Genomic DNA, 16,830 nt, shown 5'->3' with positions numbered 1-16,830 from the left:
GATGCGCGTTCATTTTATTTTAAATCCGAAAGCAGGAAATGGACGAGGGAAAAAGCGTTGGTTGCAGTTTGACCAACAGCTATCGTTTCCATATGAACTGCATGAAACACAGTATGCAGGGCACGCATATTTGCTGGCACGAGACATTGCAAAGCGTGCCACAAATGAACTGCCGAACTGTATCGTAGCAATTGGTGGGGATGGAACGGTACATGAAGTGTTAAATGGCGCAGCAAATAATGAAAATGTTTATATTGGCGCAATTGCAGCGGGCTCAGGTAATGATTTTTCTCGAGGCTATACAGCTTTTACGAATGCTAGGCAACTCGAACAGTTTGTTGCCAAATTGGAAGCGACCACGCATGATTATGGCATTGCACAAATTAATGGCAAGCCTAAAGTATTCGTTAATAATTTTGGGGTAGGCTTTGATGCATTTGTAGCGCACACCGCGAACGAATCGCAGCTAAAGAAGAAGCTTAATAAATGGGGGATTGGGAAATTATGCTATCCTTACTTTGTAGTATACTCGTTGTTTACTTTCAAGCCATTTCAATTAACGGTGAAACACAAGAAGCAACAGCAGCACTATCAAAAGGTCTGGTTTGCGACGGTTAGCAATCAGCCATATTTTGGTGGGGGTATGAATTTATCACCGAAATCGAATACATCCGATGGAAAATTAGAAGTGACGGTCGTTTCAAATTTATCAAAGTGGAAATTATTATTCCTTTTTGGTAGTGTATTTTTTGCCAAGCATACGCATTTTAAAGAGGTTTATCAATTTGAGACGAACGAAATCCATTTCCTATTTAGCGACCAGATTCTCGCGCATGCAGATGGTGAAAGACAACTGCTCAATGAGGGCGAAAATCACATCGTCATCACGGTAAGCGAAAAAGTATGGAAATTAGCAAAATAAAAGTAAAACGAGCCTTTTTAAGTTATAATGAAAAAGATGTTATGAAAGAAATGAGGATATACAAGTGAGATTAAAGCATAAACCATGGGCGGCAGAATATATCGCACAGCATCCAGATGTGATTTTGCCAAACCCAGAAGATTATAAAGGCAAGTGGCAGGAAGTGTTTGGCAATAACAATCCTGTACACATTGAAGTAGGGACAGGGAAAGGGCAATTCGTATTAGGCATGGCCCAACAAAATCCAGATATTAACTATATCGGAATTGAATTATTTGATAGTGTCATTGTTTGTGCATTAGAAAAAATCGAAGCAGCAAACAAGCCAGCTAATTTACGTCTACTAAAAGTAAATGGGGAAGACTTAGAAAAATTCTTCGCTAAAAATGATGTAGACCGTGTGTATTTAAACTTCTCAGATCCATGGCCAAAAGTGCGTCATGCGAAACGTCGTTTAACACATGAAAACTTCTTGAAGCTTTATGAAAATGTTTTAGTCGATAACGGGGAAATCCATTTCAAAACGGATAACCGTGGTCTTTTTGAATATTCATTAATGAGCATGAACGCTTATGGGATGGCGTTAAACTATGTTTCATTAGACTTACATGTCAACATGCCAGAAGATAACGTCATGACAGAATACGAGGAAAAATTCTCGAAAAAAGGTCAGCCGATTTATCGATTAGAATGTCAATTTAAGACAAAATAAATTGTGATTTGGGGGATGGAATGATGGATCGTTTAAAATTTCACAACATGACACTAACTTGGTTAGATGGTGGTGTCACAGCACTAGATGGCGGGGCAATGTTTGGGGTAGTGCCAAAAGCACTGTGGTCACGCAAATATCCAGTGAATGAGTTAAACCAAATTGAATTACCTTGTGAGCCAATTTTACTGCAATACGAGGGCAAAAATTATTTAATCGATACTGGCGTAGGTGCAGGTAAGTTAAATGAAAAGCAGCTTCGCAATTTTGGTGTATCAGAGGAATCCACAATCGAACAAAGTCTTGCTGAGCTCGACATGACGCCAGACGATATTGATGGGATTTTAATGACGCATTTACATTTTGATCATGCAGGTGGCTTAACGAAGTGGCAAGGCGAACAGCTTGTGCCAGTATTTCCGAATGCCGATATTTTCGTGACGCAAACGGAATGGGATGAAATGCGCAATCCAAATATGCGTTCAAAAAATACGTATTGGAAAGAAAATTGGGAGCCTGTGCAGCATTTAGTGAAGCCTTATGAGGGCCAGTTAGAAGTTGTACCAGGAATTAAGATGATTCACACAGGTGGGCATAGTGATGGACATGCCATTATTCGCTTAGAGCAAAACGGAGAAGTGGCATTACATATGGCGGATATTATGCCAACACATGCACACCAAAATCCGCTTTGGGTATTAGCGTATGATGACTATCCAATGACAAGTGTCTTTGCGAAAGAAAAATTGATGAAAGAAGCGCTAGAAAATGGCTATCGTTTTATTTTCTATCATGATGCCTATTACCGTATGATTCAATGGGATGCGACGGGTAAGGAAGTAACAGATAGCTTGAAGCGCTCTAAAGAGGCGTTAATTAAGTAAACCAAAAGCACCTGCACAAAAATAGCAGGTGCTTTTTTTTAACGATTACGTACTTTTAAGAAATATTGTGTATTTCCAACTACCAATATAATGGCAATGATGAGAATGGCAAAAAGCTGTGATTCACCTGAAGCGACAGAGTAAAACATCAACAATACTAACGAACTGACTAGCAAAATGTTCGTTGTACTGAATGCAGAATATAACCCTTGCAGCATAATGTGACGTTCGCCTTCATCAGACATTTCGAACAGTTTTTTCGTATATTTTTTATCATTATATGAGGGGAAATCACGATTTGGATACGCAAATTTAATATAATTACCTACTAATGGAACTAATGAAATTGCAAGAAGAATAACGGGAACTGACAAGGCTTGAAAAATAATCGGTTGTTCTGTAATAACTGCGATACATGCCCCTACGATACTTAAAATTAATGAAATCGTACTTGCTAGTGAAGCATCGCTATACAATTTATATAAAATTTCTTCTTGTTCATCTTCATCTTCACCAGAAAATTGCTGGGCAGATTGCTTTTTTAATTGGGCTAATTTAACGAAGCCCCCTATAGTTAAAAGAAGTGCTATCCCTAAAATAATAAGCGTCATTTCCATAGCGATTTCATATAAGGGGAGTGTAAATGCATCTTTTACGATGATAAATCCAAGAAATCCGCCAATTATTCCTCCACCCAAAAATAGCTTTATAGTTCTTTTCATTACAATTCTTCCTCCTCAAAAATAAAAATCTCATCAATTGGCTCATTAAAAATTTTTGCTATTCTGACGGCAATTAATAGCGAAGGAATTAGCTCTTCGCGTTCGAGTAAGCTAATCGTTTGACGTGATACTTTTGCTCGCTTTGCTAGTTCGGTTTGGTTAAGGGAGTGGCGTGCACGCAATTCTTTTAATCGTGTTTTCATTTCTTCACCTCAATTATTTACATACTTTATGAGTCCCTATCAAAACGCAGTCGCATTAGTTAAAAATTTTGACACGATTGAAGTGAAAATAAGCCAATTTAAAATCAACTTACAATTTTAGATACCCTTTGTCTTGTTATTATCGCTTTTCAGCAAACAACAAAAATAGTGTTGCTAATGGGCCTAATAAAAGAGAAAGTAAAAACCAATTTAACCCCGTTCGATTTTTTCCTTGCGCAAGTGCAGCATTAATCAAAGCCAATGTCCCCCAACCTACGAAATATTGGTTATCCATTTATTTACACCTCCGTATTGAAAAGTGTAAAGTATATTTATCTTTTTGACAAGTAAAATTGTCAAATTAACTATTTCATTTTTCTTTTTGACAAATAAAAAATGCATTGTCAATTAAGACAATGCACTTTAGTGTAATTACTTTATTTCACTTGCTCAATATTTACGATTGCGCCTGAACGTGCATCAGCAGCAAATTCAAAGTTTTCAACTTCGCCTTCCATCGTGCGTGTAATACCGCCTTTAAATACAGGGATTTCGGTGAAGCCATTATTAAAGTTTTCTGTTTTCATATAAATCCACGAGCCATCAATTGGCGATTGTTTTTTAAATTCTGACTTGATATTTGCTAAAATTGTATCTGGATTTGCATATGGAACGACACGGTTTGACATTTCTTTTACGATGATTGCTGCTGCAACACCTGTCACAACACCCAGTGCAAAATCTTTTACGTTCATGAAAAATCCCCCTCTAAAATAAAATCTATATTTACTTTAACATACTCTGAATTTTGTGTACAAAAAATAGAAGGTTCGAAATTCGAAATACTATTTGGGAATTATGGTATAATGGAAAAAATCTATTTTTGAGGTGTCTCCTATGAATCAAGATACATTGGATTTATTTAAAACATTAACTGAATTACCGGGTGCGCCGGGTAATGAACGCGCTGTACGTAACTTTATGCGTACAGAATTAGAAAAATACTCAGATGAAATGATTCAAGATCATTTAGGTGGTATTTTTGGTGTACGCAAAGCACAGGACGAAAATGCGCCGAAAATTTTAGTAGCGGGTCATATGGATGAAGTGGCATTCATGGTCACATCTATTACGGATAATGGGATGATTCGATTCCAAACACTTGGTGGCTGGTGGAACCAAGTAATGCTAGCTCAGCGTGTAACTGTGTATGCAAAAGAGCGTGAAATTCCAGGTGTCATTGCATCGATTCCACCGCATCTATTAACAGATGCCGAGCGTGCAAAGCCAATGGATATTAAAAATATGTTAATCGATATTGGTGCGGATTCTAAAGAAGATGCGATGAACTTAGGCGTGCGTCCAGGTCAATCCATCATTCCAGTTTGTCCATTTACACCAATGGCAAATCCGAAAAAAATTATGGCAAAAGCTTGGGATAACCGCTATGGCTGTGGTTTAGCAATCGAATTATTAAAAGAATTACATGGCAAAGAGGTAGCGAGCCACATTTATTCGGGCGCAAACGTAATGGAAGAAGTCGGTCTACGTGGTGCAGCCGTTTCTGCGAATATGATTCAACCTGATCTTTTCTTCGCGCTTGATGCGTCACCAGCAAATGACACATCTGGTGACAAGACGCAATTTGGTCAATTAGGGAATGGTCCATTATTACGAATTTTCGACCGTTCGATGGTCACTCACCGCGGGATGAGAGAATTCGTATTAGATACAGCTGAATCCAACAATATACCATATCAATACTTTGTATCTCCAGGTGGTACAGATGCAGGTCGTGTGCATACACAAAATGACGGAATCCCTTCAGCAGTTATCGGCATTTGCTCACGCTATATTCATACATCGGCTTCGATTATTCATGTGGATGACTATGCGGCTGCAAAGGAATTATTAGTCAAATTAATTCAAACTGCAGATCGTTCAACAATCGAATCAATTCGTGCAAACGTGTAAATTAGTAGAGGGATGTTATAATACGAGGATGTGGTGTTTTTCACATCCTCGTTTTTTATTGAAGAATTCTAAAGTAAACGCCCATACTCGAAAAAACATAGTTGCGCAAACTAGCTGTAAATTTGCTTCTAGGCTAACTATTTATAACATAATTTGGAGATGAATGAATGAAAATTGCAGTAGGAACAGAAAATAAAGCAAAGGTTGGCGCGGTACAAGCAATCGTGTCGCAATATTTTCCGGATGCCCAGCTTGAAAATTTAGAAGTTGCCTCAGATGTATCGGTGCAGCCCTTTTCAAATGAAGAAACACGCCGTGGAGCAATTAATCGTGCGCGTAATACATTATTGAAAACGAATGCGGATTTAGCATTTGGTTTAGAAGGTGGCGTAGATGAAATCGACGGGGTCATGTATTGCTGTAATTGGGGTGCCGTGGCGATGAAGGATGGTACGGTGATTTCAAGTTCAGGAGCACAATTTGCCTTGCCAGAAGTAATTGCACAGGAGCTTCGTATAGGGAAGGAACTTGGTCCTGTTATGGACGTCTATACAAATATCGAAAATATTCGCCATCATCAAGGGGCTATCGGAATTTTTACCAATGATTTAATTAATCGCAAGCACATGTTTGAACATATTGTTACATTACTCGTAGGGCAGGTTTTATTTAAGCTAAAACAACAATCTTAAATTATAAAATTTTTAAGGAGTGAACAAAATGCGCCAAAAATGGAGTCACTTATTGGTAGTTGCTCTATGTATGCTTGTTTTATCGGCTTGTGGAAAGTCAGTAGAAGAAAAGGCCGCAATGGGAATCGAAAATGCGCAAACTGCATTTACGAATGAACCGAATGCCACGAATAAATCAATTGGTCATATTGAATTGTATTTACCAAATGGCTTTAATATCGAAAAAGGTATTGATGAAGCCAACTATACCGTTATTAATGGCAAAGATTCATATATTTTATTCGTTAATCCAAATGAAACTGAAGATAGCCGTTTGCATTACGATCTTATAAAGCAAGATGTAAAAACGAATACGATTGAAGAACAAACCTATGAAAAAGATGGTTTATTCGGATTTTCAGTTGTCAACCAATTAAAGGAAGACCAATATGAGTTAATCGTTAGTGTGGGTGGCGTGAAAGTGACGACCATTTCAGATGAGAAAAAGCTAGAAGTTAAATTACAATCCATGATGGAGATTGCGAAATCTGTAAAAGTAATTCATTAGGGCAAGCTTTCAACGGAGTAAAGCGCTGAAAATTTTGCTACAATAGATAAAGTATTTCAAGACGGTTCACAGTTGTGAGCCGTTTTGTGTTGATAAAAAATGTCTGTATTATTTAGGAAATTACATAAGAAAATATTGCAATTCGCGCGATGTGATGTGAATGGTATTTTTCTAATAGAAAAGGAGTGAGCACATGGAATCGAAACAATTAGTTGCGGAGCTGAAAAAACGATTAGGTGAAGCACACTATACATTTACACTCGATGAAAAACAAGATAAATTACGTCTCGAGCACCAAGTAATTGGGCGGGGCATGGATATTTCATTAGCAGAAATTTTAGCAAAATATGAAACAAGAAAACAATTAGCAATCGATGAAGTCGTTTATACGATTGAGCAAACATTTGAGGCAATGATGCAGGAGCAACAGCAGGGCTTTACAGACTTAGCGGCAGTGTATCCAGTCATTCGTTCGACATCCTTTCCTCAAAAATCAAATGAGGGACATGCATTTATCATAGCGGATCATACAGCAGAAACACGTATTTTTTATGCGCTTGATTTAGGCACAACGTATCGCTTAATCGACGAATCAATGTTACCCAAATTAAACGTAACAGCAGAGCAAGTACGTGAGATGGCACGTTTTTCTGTCAAAAAATTGCCGACTTCTTTCAAACGGGATGAAGTTTCGGGCAATGTCTATTATTTTTTAAATCATAATGATGGTTATGATGCAAGTCGAATTTTAAATGACGGCTTCTTAAAAGAGATGGCTGGTCAAATTGAAGGAGAAATGACGGTGTCTGTGCCACACCAAGACGTACTAATTATTGGTGATATTCGTAATGAAGTAGGTTATGATGTATTAGCACAGATGACGATGCACTTCTTTACAGTAGGGGCGGTTCCGATTACGAGCCTTTCCTTTGTTTATGAAGAGGGTCATCTTGAACCGATATTTATTTTAGCGAAAAACAAGAAGAAGGAGTAAGGAAAAACATGAAAGTAGCTTATAACAAAGCCCATGTAGGGGACGTATTATTAGTTCAACTAGCAATGGAGTCAATCGTAAAAACACAAATGGAGCGCGTGAAGGATATCGCGATTTTAAAAGAAGAAGCAACAGGTGAAGTAAAGGCCTTCAATTTATTCAATGCCAGCAAATATATGGAAATTGATACGGCAGGTAATGTAGAAGTAACACCTGAATTAGTCGAAAAATTAGAGGCAGCCATTCAAGAAAACGGCGCTGAAATTTCATTAGATGTCGATTTCACACCTAAATTTGTTGTAGGTTATGTGGAGTCTAAAGAAAAACATCCAAATGCTGATAAATTAAGCGTTTGTAAAGTAAATATTGGGGACGAAACTTTACAAATTGTATGTGGCGCACCAAATGTAGACGCTGGACAAAAGGTAGTTGTCGCAAAGGTTGGCGCAGTGATGCCATCAGGTTTATTAATTAAAGAAGGTAACTTACGCGGTGAAGATTCATTTGGTATGCTTTGTTCAGCACGTGAGCTTGCAATTCCGGGCGCACCAGAAGTAAAAGGAATTTTAGTATTAGAAGAAACAGCTGAAGTGGGTAGCGCATTTACAATTCCAACTCGATAATTGAAACAATAGTCAGTACGTAGCGTAGTCTTTCGTACTGACTTTTTATTTTGTCTTGAAAAAGCATTATGAATTGCGCATTTATGCAATAAATATGATATGCTTTTGGGGTATACATATTTTAAGTATTCGATGAAGACCATTACAAAATTCATTTTGTAAGGCAATGTTTTGATAGAAAGAAGTGAGCTAAATGAGTTGGATTAAAAATCAATTAAATAAATTATTCAAACTAGATGAAAATGAAGATTATGAGGATTACGTTGAGGACACCGAGCAACCAGCCCAACAAACGAATCAACGACAGCAAGATTTTTATGAAGAGGCGCAGCAACCGCAACCGAAAAAGACATTTCGTTTTCCTTTAATTGACGATGAATATGAAACACAATCACAGAAGCAAACGGTCGAGTCACAATCGACAAGCTACTACGATGAGGATCGTGCCCAATTGTCACTGCCAAACCATTTGCAAAGGAAACCGACAAATGAAGTATTGGATGTTGAAGTTTCTGGCATTCGTGATTTATTGGAGCGTCGCCGTAAAGGGAAGGGGCATTCCGATGTCATTCGTACACCAGAGCCAATACGCAAAGTTCCGGTGACGAAGGAAGAACGTCGAATGTTAACGAAAAATCCTCAACGTGAAGATACAAATATTAACAAGGAATTCGTCAATCCATTAGCGAATCGGAAACGCTTTGTTCCAACAGAAGTACCTTCGCCAGTGCACGGATTTTTAAAACCAACACCAATTGAACAGTTAATTGAAAAGCAGCAGGATTTACAGCAAGGCTTGAAACAACAGCAGCCTCTCGATGTACAAGTTCAACAAGAGATTGCTGCATCAGAAGCTACGGAAAATACGCCAATACAGCCCCTTCCTCAAATGGAGCCAACTGAACAAGACATGCGTAAAACGGTAAGCCCTGATGAGGATCTGATTGCGCCAATCGAACCGACACTAGTACCGATTGAACCGGTTGAACCTGTCAAACCAATGATAGAAACTGATTTTGTTGAAGAAGCGGCCGACCCGATTTTGTTTGAGGAGGAACCAGCCACAACAGAAAGTGAAATCGCATGTATCGAGTCACAGCCCGAAGTAGCTGAACCGCCAATAATCTCACTAGATGAGGATCAACAAGCATCACAAGAGCCTTCTGTAGGTGAGGTTTTAAATGATGTGCAGGTGAAGCATGTCACAATTGAAAACTCTACGATTCATATTGGACAGCTAAATGTAGAGCAATTACCTCAACAAGAGCAAGACAAAATTATCGAGCAAGCACAGCAAGTGGATTCACAGCCCGTGCAACAGGAGCCTACGGGAAGTCGTCTACCGTTTAATGTGCTCATGTTAAAGTCAGATAAACAAAAGCTACGAGCAAAGCAATTCGTTGCACAGCAAAGGGAGCAATTTGGCTTAGTACCGGAAGTCACTGAAATAAAAGAACCAATACAAGCAGCAAATGTTGAAGAAGATACACCAACAACGAATGAAACAATAGCTGGTGAGCCAATCGATGCCAAGATGGAAGAAATACTTGTTGATGAGACAATCGAAAGTACAAAGCCAATGGATTCCAATCCGATTTTTGAAAAAAATATGGAGGAAGCACCACCACCTGTTATTGAAGAAGCGATTCAAGCAGCAAACGAAGAGGCGCAAGAACAACTAATCGAGCTTGAAAAACAGCCTGAAATTGAAGCAGAAGCACCAGTAACCATTCAAACCTTTAATCAATCAGCAGAAGCGTCAACCGAGATTGCCCAGCAACCAAAAGCGTCTGCGATTGGACTTTTAGAGCGTGAAAATAACATAGTCGATTTCGAGGGAAATGAACAGCAGGAAATAGCAGAGAATGAAATACAACTACATACAACTGTAGACATGCCTGAAGTTGAAGCTGAACAGGAACCAGCTATCGTAGTAGACGAGGAGCCTCCAGCCGAACACTCACAATTGGACTTCATGGAAAATAAGCCAGTACCTGTTTTAGAAATTGCTTCAGAGCTAGCTGTTGAACCGACTCATAAAGCACAACCAATACTTGAAGAAACTGTGGAAGAACCAGCAGTGGAAGAGCCGATAAAAAAACGTATACCCTATGTGAAGCCACCATTAGATTATTTAGTGCCACCTGAGGAAATGAGTGAAGATCGTGAGTGGATGGACGAGCAAGGTGAAAATTTAGTGGAAGCCTTGTCGTATTTCCAAATCCAAGCGAATATTGAATCCATCGTACAGGGACCAGCCGTTACACAATTTGAAATTACAGTGGGGCAAGGTACAAAGGTAAGTAAAGTTCGTAATCTAGCGGACGATATAAAATTAGCCCTAGCTGCTAAAGATATCCGTATTGATGCACCAATACCAGGAAAACGCACAATCGGTATTGAAATTCCAAATCGTATTTCTCGTTCAGTAAGATTATCAGAAGTGACGGATTCTGACTCCTTCCGCAACTCAGAGTCGCCATTAGAGGCGGCGTTGGGATTAGATTTAACCGGGAAGCCTGTTACGATTGATTTACGAAAAATGCCACATGGATTAATTGCGGGGGCTACAGGTTCGGGGAAATCGGTTTGCATTAACTCGATTTTAGTGAGCTTACTTTACAAAGCGAATCCAAATGAATTAAAGCTTATGCTAATTGATCCGAAAATGGTAGAATTAGCACCGTTTAATCATATTCCACATCTTGTAAGTCCAGTGATTACCGATGTGAAAGCCGCAACCGCAGCATTGAAGTGGGCAGTGGAAGAAATGGAAAGACGTTATCAGTTATTTATGCATAGCGGTGCACGTAAAATTGAAGCATACAATAAAATGTGTGATGAAAATGGCATGTACGCGCAAAAGTTACCATACTTATTAATAGTAATTGATGAGTTAGCAGATTTAATGATGATGTCACCACAAGACGTAGAGGATAGCATTGTCCGTATTACGCAAAAAGCACGTGCAGCAGGTATCCATTTAATCGTCGCAACCCAACGTCCATCAGTGGATGTCATTACCGGTTTAATTAAGTCCAACATTCCAACACGTATTGCATTCTCGGTCTCATCACAAATTGATTCGCGAACGATTCTAGATGCACAAGGAGCTGAGCGCTTACTTGGGCGTGGAGATATGCTCTATTTAGGCAATGGCATGTCGGCACCAAATCGTATTCAAGGCACCTTTGTAACGGATGATGAAATTGAAGAAATTATTGAATTTGTTCGAGAGCAAGGTGAGCCAGAGTATATTTTCAAACAAGAGGAGCTATTAAAACGTTCTGAATCGGTAGAAGAGCAAGATGAGCTGTTTGAAGAGGTGTGCCGCTTTGTGTATGAACAAGGGTCAGCCTCAACGTCGCTATTGCAGCGTAGATACCATATTGGCTATAATCGCGCGGCAAGATTAATCGACATGTTAGAGCGTCAAGGGTACGTTTCCGAGCCAAAGGGAAGTAAACCGAGAGATGTCTTTATTACAGAAGAGGAAATCGCCTCGCAGTTTGGTGACTAAAGGACTATTTTACACATAAAAAACGAAAAGTTAGAAAAGTTGTTCTATTATCGTTCCGTGTATTTAGTGCTATAATGAAGAAATACTTTAATGAAAATGCCATGATGGATGGAGCTATTATTTTTAGGTAACCCTAAAGAATGGTAGCTTGCATTCTTCGAGGCATATTGATATTTTAATTCAATGGGATCATTGCATCCTAGGAGGGTTTTAACAATAATGACACGCTATCATTTTACTGGTATTAAAGGTTCGGGCATGAGTCCGCTTGCACAAATTTTATTTGATGCGGGAGAGTATGTACAAGGTTCTGATGTTGACACTTATTATTTTACGGAGCAGCCTTTACGTGACCGCGGAATTGCCATTTTAACATTTGATGCAAATAACATTACAGAGGGCTTAACGGTCATTGCAGGGAATGCGTTTCCTGACGAGCATCCTGAATTAGTACGTGCACGTGAATTAGGTGTCGAAGTCATTCGCTACCATCAATTTTTAGGGGATTATATGAATCGTTATACGTCTATAGCGATTACAGGTGCACATGGTAAAACATCGACAACAGGCTTAATGAGTCATGTTATAGATGGCTATATGCCGACTTCATTTTTAATTGGAGATGGCACAGGGGCTGGGAAAGAGGATGCTTCCTATTTTGTAATGGAGGCGTGTGAATATCGTCGTCATTTTTTAGCGTATCACCCAGATTATGCGGTAATGACGAATATCGACTTCGACCACCCGGATTACTTTAGCGATATTGAGGATGTCTATAGTGCATTTCAATCATTAGCGCTTCAAGTAAATAAAGCGATTATTGCTTGTGGGGATGATGAGCAGCTCCAAAAAATTCAAGCAAATGTACCCGTTGTCTACTATGGCTTCGGTCAAGAAAATGATTTTGCAGCACGCAACGTTGTAAAAACGACTGAAGGCACTGAATTTGATGTTTATGTGCGCAATGAGTTTTATAGCAAATTCTTTATTCCACTATTCGGGGATCATACGGTATTGAATTCTCTTGCAGTCATTTCGTTATGCCATTATGAAGGGATTCCAGCAAACTTAGTGCAGGAGCGTCTCTTAACTTATGGCGGAGTGAAACGTCGCTTTACTGAAACAAAAATTGGCAATGTCGTATTAGTGGATGACTATGCACATCACCCAACTGAAATTGCAGCAACCTTACAATCTGCACGTCAAAAATATCCTGACCGTGACGTAGTGGCTGTTTTCCAACCACATACATTCTCACGTACAAAGGCATTTTTACAGGATTTTGCAGATAGCTTGAGCCCGGCAGATGCAACCTATTTATGTGATATTTTTGGCTCAGCACGCGAAAAGCAGGGCGAGCTTTCCATTCAAGATTTAGCAAATTTAATCGAAGGCTGCGAAGTATTAACGTTAGAAACAATCGATCACTTGAAAAAATATGACAATGCGGTATTCCTATTCATGGGGGCAGGCGATGTGCATAAATATCAAGAAGCTTTCGAAGCTATCTTAAAATAACAAACAATCAAACAGCTTACCGGCAAAACTGGCTAAGCTGTTTTTCATACATAGCGTATAATTTTGGGTTTTATTCCAAGTTTGAATGGGAATTATGTACATAAGCACAAAAATATCATTCAATCGATTCTACAAGAAGTGATAGTAAGTCGCTCATCAAGCAAAGTTTCACTTTATCGAAAAGGGATTGTCTTATTTTTTGTCGAATGTTTAAATGGAACTAGATAGAGGAGGTCATTTTGGATGGAAGTAGTACTTTATATTGCGGCACTCGTGGCAGCAATCGGCTTTTTAGTATTATGTATCAGTATTGGTATGACACTGTTTTCGCTTAAGAATACATTGAATTCAATCGCGGGAACAGTAGCAGGCATCGAAGGTCAGTTAGAGGGCATCACACGTGAAACAACAACCCTACTAACAAAAACAAATGCTCTAGCAGATGACATTTCGGATAAATCAGAGAAACTAAACTCTGTGATTCATGCAGTAAAAGGGGTTGGCGATTCCGTCAATAGCTTAAACAGTTCGGTACAAAAAGTGACTTCATCAATTTCGACAGAGGTACACAAAAACGAAGATAAAATTGCACAAGTTGTTCAATGGAGCAATGTGGCTATGGGAATTGCTGACCAATGGCGCCAACGCAAGCCGATTAATGCAGAGGATGTTGTTTATACAAGCACCAAAACAAACGAAACACCACCAACGACGGAGCCAAAGCAAAAATTTAGCTTTTTAAAACGTAAATAATTAATTATTATTGTACAATAAGGGGAGATTTGTTATGACGGTAGAACAACCAGTAAATTACAATACAGCTCAAGATTATACACAAATTAATGATGCGATTTATGGGGATGATAAAATTCACGCAAAGGATTTTATTATTGGCGCATTAGTAGGCGGGATTGTAGGGGCAGCAACTGCTTTATTATTAGCACCAAAAGCAGGAAGCGAGCTGCGTAATGATGTAGCCGTTCAAGCGGTAACACTTAAGGATAAAGGGATAGAGCTTTCGGGAACAGCAAAGGAAAAAACGGCACAGCTTTCGTCACAACTTAAGGAGCAATCGACAACGATTGTAGAAAAAGTAAAATCTAAAACTTCTAAACAAGCACCAATCTTGGATGATGGCACGGTATCTTCTGAAGGGGAAGAGCCATTTGAAGAGGGATTCGAAGCCGCAATCGATAGCATTGCCGGCGAGGAAGCTCATGACGATGTTGCTAACTCAACACGTCATACAGATGTAGAATAATAAAAACGGCTCTCCTAATGCTGGAGAGCCGTTTTTATATGCTACGACTTTACTGTAAAACGGTTTGTTCGGATAAGACAATTTCTAAACGGTCACCGCCGAAAATTTCAGCATCAAACATCGAAGGCTGGCCATTTCGTAAAATGGTAAATGAGCCTTTAAATGTAGTCGGTAGCTGCCATGTTGAAAAGCGGAAAACATCTTGGTAAATCCATTTGCTCGTATCTTTTTCTAAAATTTTGATTGTTGCTCCATTTGGCACGGTAGAAATACCTTGTACAACTTGCCCATTAACAAAAAATTCACGCGCTTGCTTGACTAGCTCTACCTGTTCATTTTGGAAGGTAACCACTACTTTTTCTTCTAGTAGGACATTTAAATGTGCGGCAACCTGATCGGCTGTTGGTAATATAGTTTGGTTAAAGGTGATGACGTCACCATTTTGAACAGGATAATTAATTTTACCAAGCTTATTGTTTATCATAAGCTGCGAAGAAAACTCAGGTAAGTATAATGGTTTCCCATCGATATGCACACAATAAGCGTTGAATTGTTGAAGATGCTTTAAATTATTTGTGTGCTTAAAGGCGTCTTCAATCGTTTCAATAGATTCGATTACAATAACGTCACGGTCCGTTAAAGCTGTATCCAAGTTAACAATATTGCCATTTACGTAGACTTTCGGTTCAATTTTATACAAGGTTTCCTGAATGGTAACGGATTTGACAGTAGCGCCATCGATAATTTCACGGACAGTTACTTTTGCATCAGCACCATCATGTCCTGGAATGAGCTCGATTTGATCGCCACTCTTAATTTGCGATTTTGTCGATGCGGGCTCACCATTTACTAAAATTTGTGCCGCTTGACCGTGTTCACCTGGGACGAAGACACTCTGACCGTTTACGGTAATAGACAATCCGTGCCCCGGTTTACCGTATAGTTGTTTTGCACGAATGTTCGCCGCTAAAAAGGCGTCACCTACTGTCATATCCTTTAATTCAAATAAGCGCACGACCTGCTCATTTACAGTTAATGACATATAGTGGACGGGTGCTTTTTGAGCAGCGATAGCGATTCCAATTGGCGTGACAAGCTCAGGTGTTGCGAGAATATGCTCAGCACGTGTTAAGTTCGAAATCGCGTTGACATCACGAACGGCAACACGATTTGCCGGAAGATTCAGGATTTTGCATAGTTCTTCTGTTAAGTTAGGCGTCAAGCTTCCCCCGCCAACGAGCATAACTGCTTTTGGAGCTTCTTTATTGTTGAGGCGTAAAATTTCTTCGCCGATGGATTTGGCTAAGTTTTCAATCGCTGGGTAAATGGCCTGTAATACTTCTTCGCGAGGGAAGTATTGGTCAAAGCCTAAAATATCTTGAATTAAAATTTCATCATTTGTTTGCATTTGTCGCTTTGCTGTCTCGGCAATTGGGAAATCGAGTAAATAATGGTCACTTAAAGCTTCCGTAATTTCATCACCTGCTGTTGGAACCATACCGTATGCGACAACGGTACTCTTGTCGGTAATCGCGATGTCGGATGTCCCTGCGCCAATATCTACAAGTGCGACATTTAAACGACGCATAGTTGGTGGAATTAACACATTGATCGCCGCGATAGGCTCTAATGTTAAGGCCTCCATTTCTAAATCGGCACGCTTTAATGCAGCAAGTAACGATTCGACAACGACACGTGGTAAGAAGGTAGCGATTACTTCAACTGTTGCTTCATCACCTTGTTGGTCAAGCAGGCTACCAATTTCTTCACCATCGAGACGGAAATGTAATACGGAATAACCGACACAATAGTAATGATTGTTTTTGGCATCTTCTTTTTGTTGAAGCAGCTGTTGCTGAGCTTGCTGAACGGCTTGAAGCTCTAAGCGGTTAATATCTTCCTCGGTAAAAATAGGACGATTTTTTATAGAAATGGTAACGCTTGCTTGCTCTGTTTTTAAAGCACGACCAGCAGCGGCTACGCTTACTTTTTGTAAATGCCCATGCGTCTGCTCTAATTCGGCTTTAATTTCTTTGATAAGTTCCGCTACGTATAAAACATTATGTATTTGGCCGTCAACCATTGCTCGTTCTTTATGCTCTTTTACTATAATATCGGAAACATGGTATAGGTCTTCCTGTTGTTCAAGAATAATCCCTACAACTGAACGAGTACCGATATCAAGAGCAAATAATTTATTGGTCATTTGAGAACGCTTCCTTTCTAATATTACTGTGAAATACTTTAGCGAGTTGAAG

The 16,830-nt window shown here is 39.3% G+C and carries 17 protein-coding genes; 12 read left to right on the top strand and 5 right to left on the bottom strand.

The features are described 5' to 3' along the window. The first annotated feature begins 1 nt into the window (after position 1). The 3 genes from MKX47_RS14480 (at position 2) to MKX47_RS14470 (ending at position 2,518) form a co-directional block, all read left to right on the top strand. Positions 2 to 922 carry a diacylglycerol/lipid kinase family protein gene (locus tag MKX47_RS14480; RefSeq protein WP_340775505.1) on the top strand — a complete coding sequence of 307 codons (921 nt, stop codon included), beginning with the start codon at positions 2 to 4 and terminating at the stop codon, positions 920 to 922. 64 nt (positions 923 to 986) lie between these two features. Continuing rightward, positions 987 to 1,634 carry a tRNA (guanosine(46)-N7)-methyltransferase TrmB gene (trmB, locus tag MKX47_RS14475; RefSeq protein ID WP_340775503.1) on the top strand — a complete coding sequence of 216 codons (648 nt, stop codon included), beginning with the start codon at positions 987 to 989 and terminating at the stop codon, positions 1,632 to 1,634. Between the two features lie 23 nt (positions 1,635 to 1,657). Beyond that, entirely contained in the window at positions 1,658 to 2,518 is an 861-nt protein-coding gene (locus tag MKX47_RS14470; RefSeq protein ID WP_340775501.1) for a YtnP family quorum-quenching lactonase, read from the top strand. A 38-nt stretch (positions 2,519 to 2,556) separates the two neighbouring features. Here MKX47_RS14470 and MKX47_RS14465 read toward each other — a convergent pair whose 3' ends face one another. The 4 genes from MKX47_RS14465 to MKX47_RS14450 form a co-directional block, all read right to left on the bottom strand. Further along, positions 2,557 to 3,240: a DUF3169 family protein gene (locus MKX47_RS14465; protein ID WP_340775498.1), complete on the bottom strand. Its 684-nt coding sequence runs from the start codon at positions 3,238 to 3,240 to the stop codon at positions 2,557 to 2,559. After that, complete coding sequence (locus tag MKX47_RS14460; protein WP_340775496.1) at positions 3,240 to 3,443, bottom strand: helix-turn-helix transcriptional regulator; 204 nt, start codon at positions 3,441 to 3,443, stop codon at positions 3,240 to 3,242. The genes MKX47_RS14465 and MKX47_RS14460 overlap by 1 nt, the downstream gene beginning before the upstream one ends. A 139-nt stretch (positions 3,444 to 3,582) precedes the next feature. Continuing rightward, entirely contained in the window at positions 3,583 to 3,738 is a 156-nt protein-coding gene (locus tag MKX47_RS14455) for a hypothetical protein (RefSeq protein ID WP_340775495.1), read from the bottom strand. Between the two features lie 142 nt (positions 3,739 to 3,880). Further along, positions 3,881 to 4,198, bottom strand: coding sequence for a hypothetical protein (locus tag MKX47_RS14450; protein ID WP_340775494.1), 318 nt, complete (start codon positions 4,196 to 4,198; stop codon positions 3,881 to 3,883). A gap of 142 nt (positions 4,199 to 4,340) precedes the next feature. Here MKX47_RS14450 and MKX47_RS14445 point away from each other — a divergent pair, with 142 nt between their 5' ends. The 9 genes from MKX47_RS14445 to MKX47_RS14405 all read left to right on the top strand — a co-directional run bounded on the left by MKX47_RS14445 (position 4,341) and on the right by MKX47_RS14405 (position 14,572). Then, entirely contained in the window at positions 4,341 to 5,417 is a 1,077-nt protein-coding gene (locus MKX47_RS14445; RefSeq protein WP_340775493.1) for a M42 family metallopeptidase, read from the top strand. A 167-nt stretch (positions 5,418 to 5,584) separates the two neighbouring features. Beyond that, entirely contained in the window at positions 5,585 to 6,109 is a 525-nt protein-coding gene (locus tag MKX47_RS14440) for a DUF84 family protein (protein ID WP_340775492.1), read from the top strand. Between the two features lie 28 nt (positions 6,110 to 6,137). Next, positions 6,138 to 6,656 carry a hypothetical protein gene (locus tag MKX47_RS14435; RefSeq protein WP_340775491.1) on the top strand — a complete coding sequence of 173 codons (519 nt, stop codon included), beginning with the start codon at positions 6,138 to 6,140 and terminating at the stop codon, positions 6,654 to 6,656. Positions 6,657 to 6,849: 193 nt separating this feature from the next. Beyond that, on the top strand, positions 6,850 to 7,650 hold the full coding sequence (locus MKX47_RS14430) for a DUF1444 domain-containing protein (RefSeq protein WP_340775489.1): 801 nt from the start codon (positions 6,850 to 6,852) through the stop codon (positions 7,648 to 7,650). 8 nt (positions 7,651 to 7,658) lie between these two features. Next, complete coding sequence (gene ytpR, locus MKX47_RS14425; RefSeq protein WP_340775487.1) at positions 7,659 to 8,273, top strand: YtpR family tRNA-binding protein; 615 nt, start codon at positions 7,659 to 7,661, stop codon at positions 8,271 to 8,273. Positions 8,274 to 8,466: 193 nt separating this feature from the next. Beyond that, the gene (locus MKX47_RS14420; RefSeq protein WP_340775485.1) at positions 8,467 to 11,793 is read left to right on the top strand and encodes a DNA translocase FtsK; all 3,327 of its coding nucleotides are present in this window, start codon (positions 8,467 to 8,469) and stop codon (positions 11,791 to 11,793) included. A gap of 219 nt (positions 11,794 to 12,012) precedes the next feature. Next, entirely contained in the window at positions 12,013 to 13,311 is a 1,299-nt protein-coding gene (murC, locus tag MKX47_RS14415) for a UDP-N-acetylmuramate--L-alanine ligase (protein ID WP_340775483.1), read from the top strand. Positions 13,312 to 13,554: 243 nt separating this feature from the next. Then, entirely contained in the window at positions 13,555 to 14,064 is a 510-nt protein-coding gene (locus MKX47_RS14410) for a DUF948 domain-containing protein (RefSeq protein ID WP_340775480.1), read from the top strand. Between the two features lie 34 nt (positions 14,065 to 14,098). Continuing rightward, positions 14,099 to 14,572 carry a YtxH domain-containing protein gene (locus tag MKX47_RS14405; RefSeq protein WP_340775478.1) on the top strand — a complete coding sequence of 158 codons (474 nt, stop codon included), beginning with the start codon at positions 14,099 to 14,101 and terminating at the stop codon, positions 14,570 to 14,572. Between the two features lie 49 nt (positions 14,573 to 14,621). Here the strand turns inward: MKX47_RS14405 and pilM are convergent, their stop codons facing one another. After that, positions 14,622 to 16,778 carry a pilus assembly protein PilM gene (gene pilM, locus MKX47_RS14400; RefSeq protein WP_340775476.1) on the bottom strand — a complete coding sequence of 719 codons (2,157 nt, stop codon included), beginning with the start codon at positions 16,776 to 16,778 and terminating at the stop codon, positions 14,622 to 14,624. Positions 16,779 to 16,830 lie beyond the last annotated feature (52 nt).

This window comes from Solibacillus sp. FSL R7-0668 (assembly GCF_038006205.1).
Taxonomy (GTDB): domain Bacteria; phylum Bacillota; class Bacilli; order Bacillales_A; family Planococcaceae; genus Solibacillus.
The sequence above is the reverse complement of the archived record's forward strand: the minus strand, read 5'-3'. Positions and strand labels throughout refer to the sequence as shown.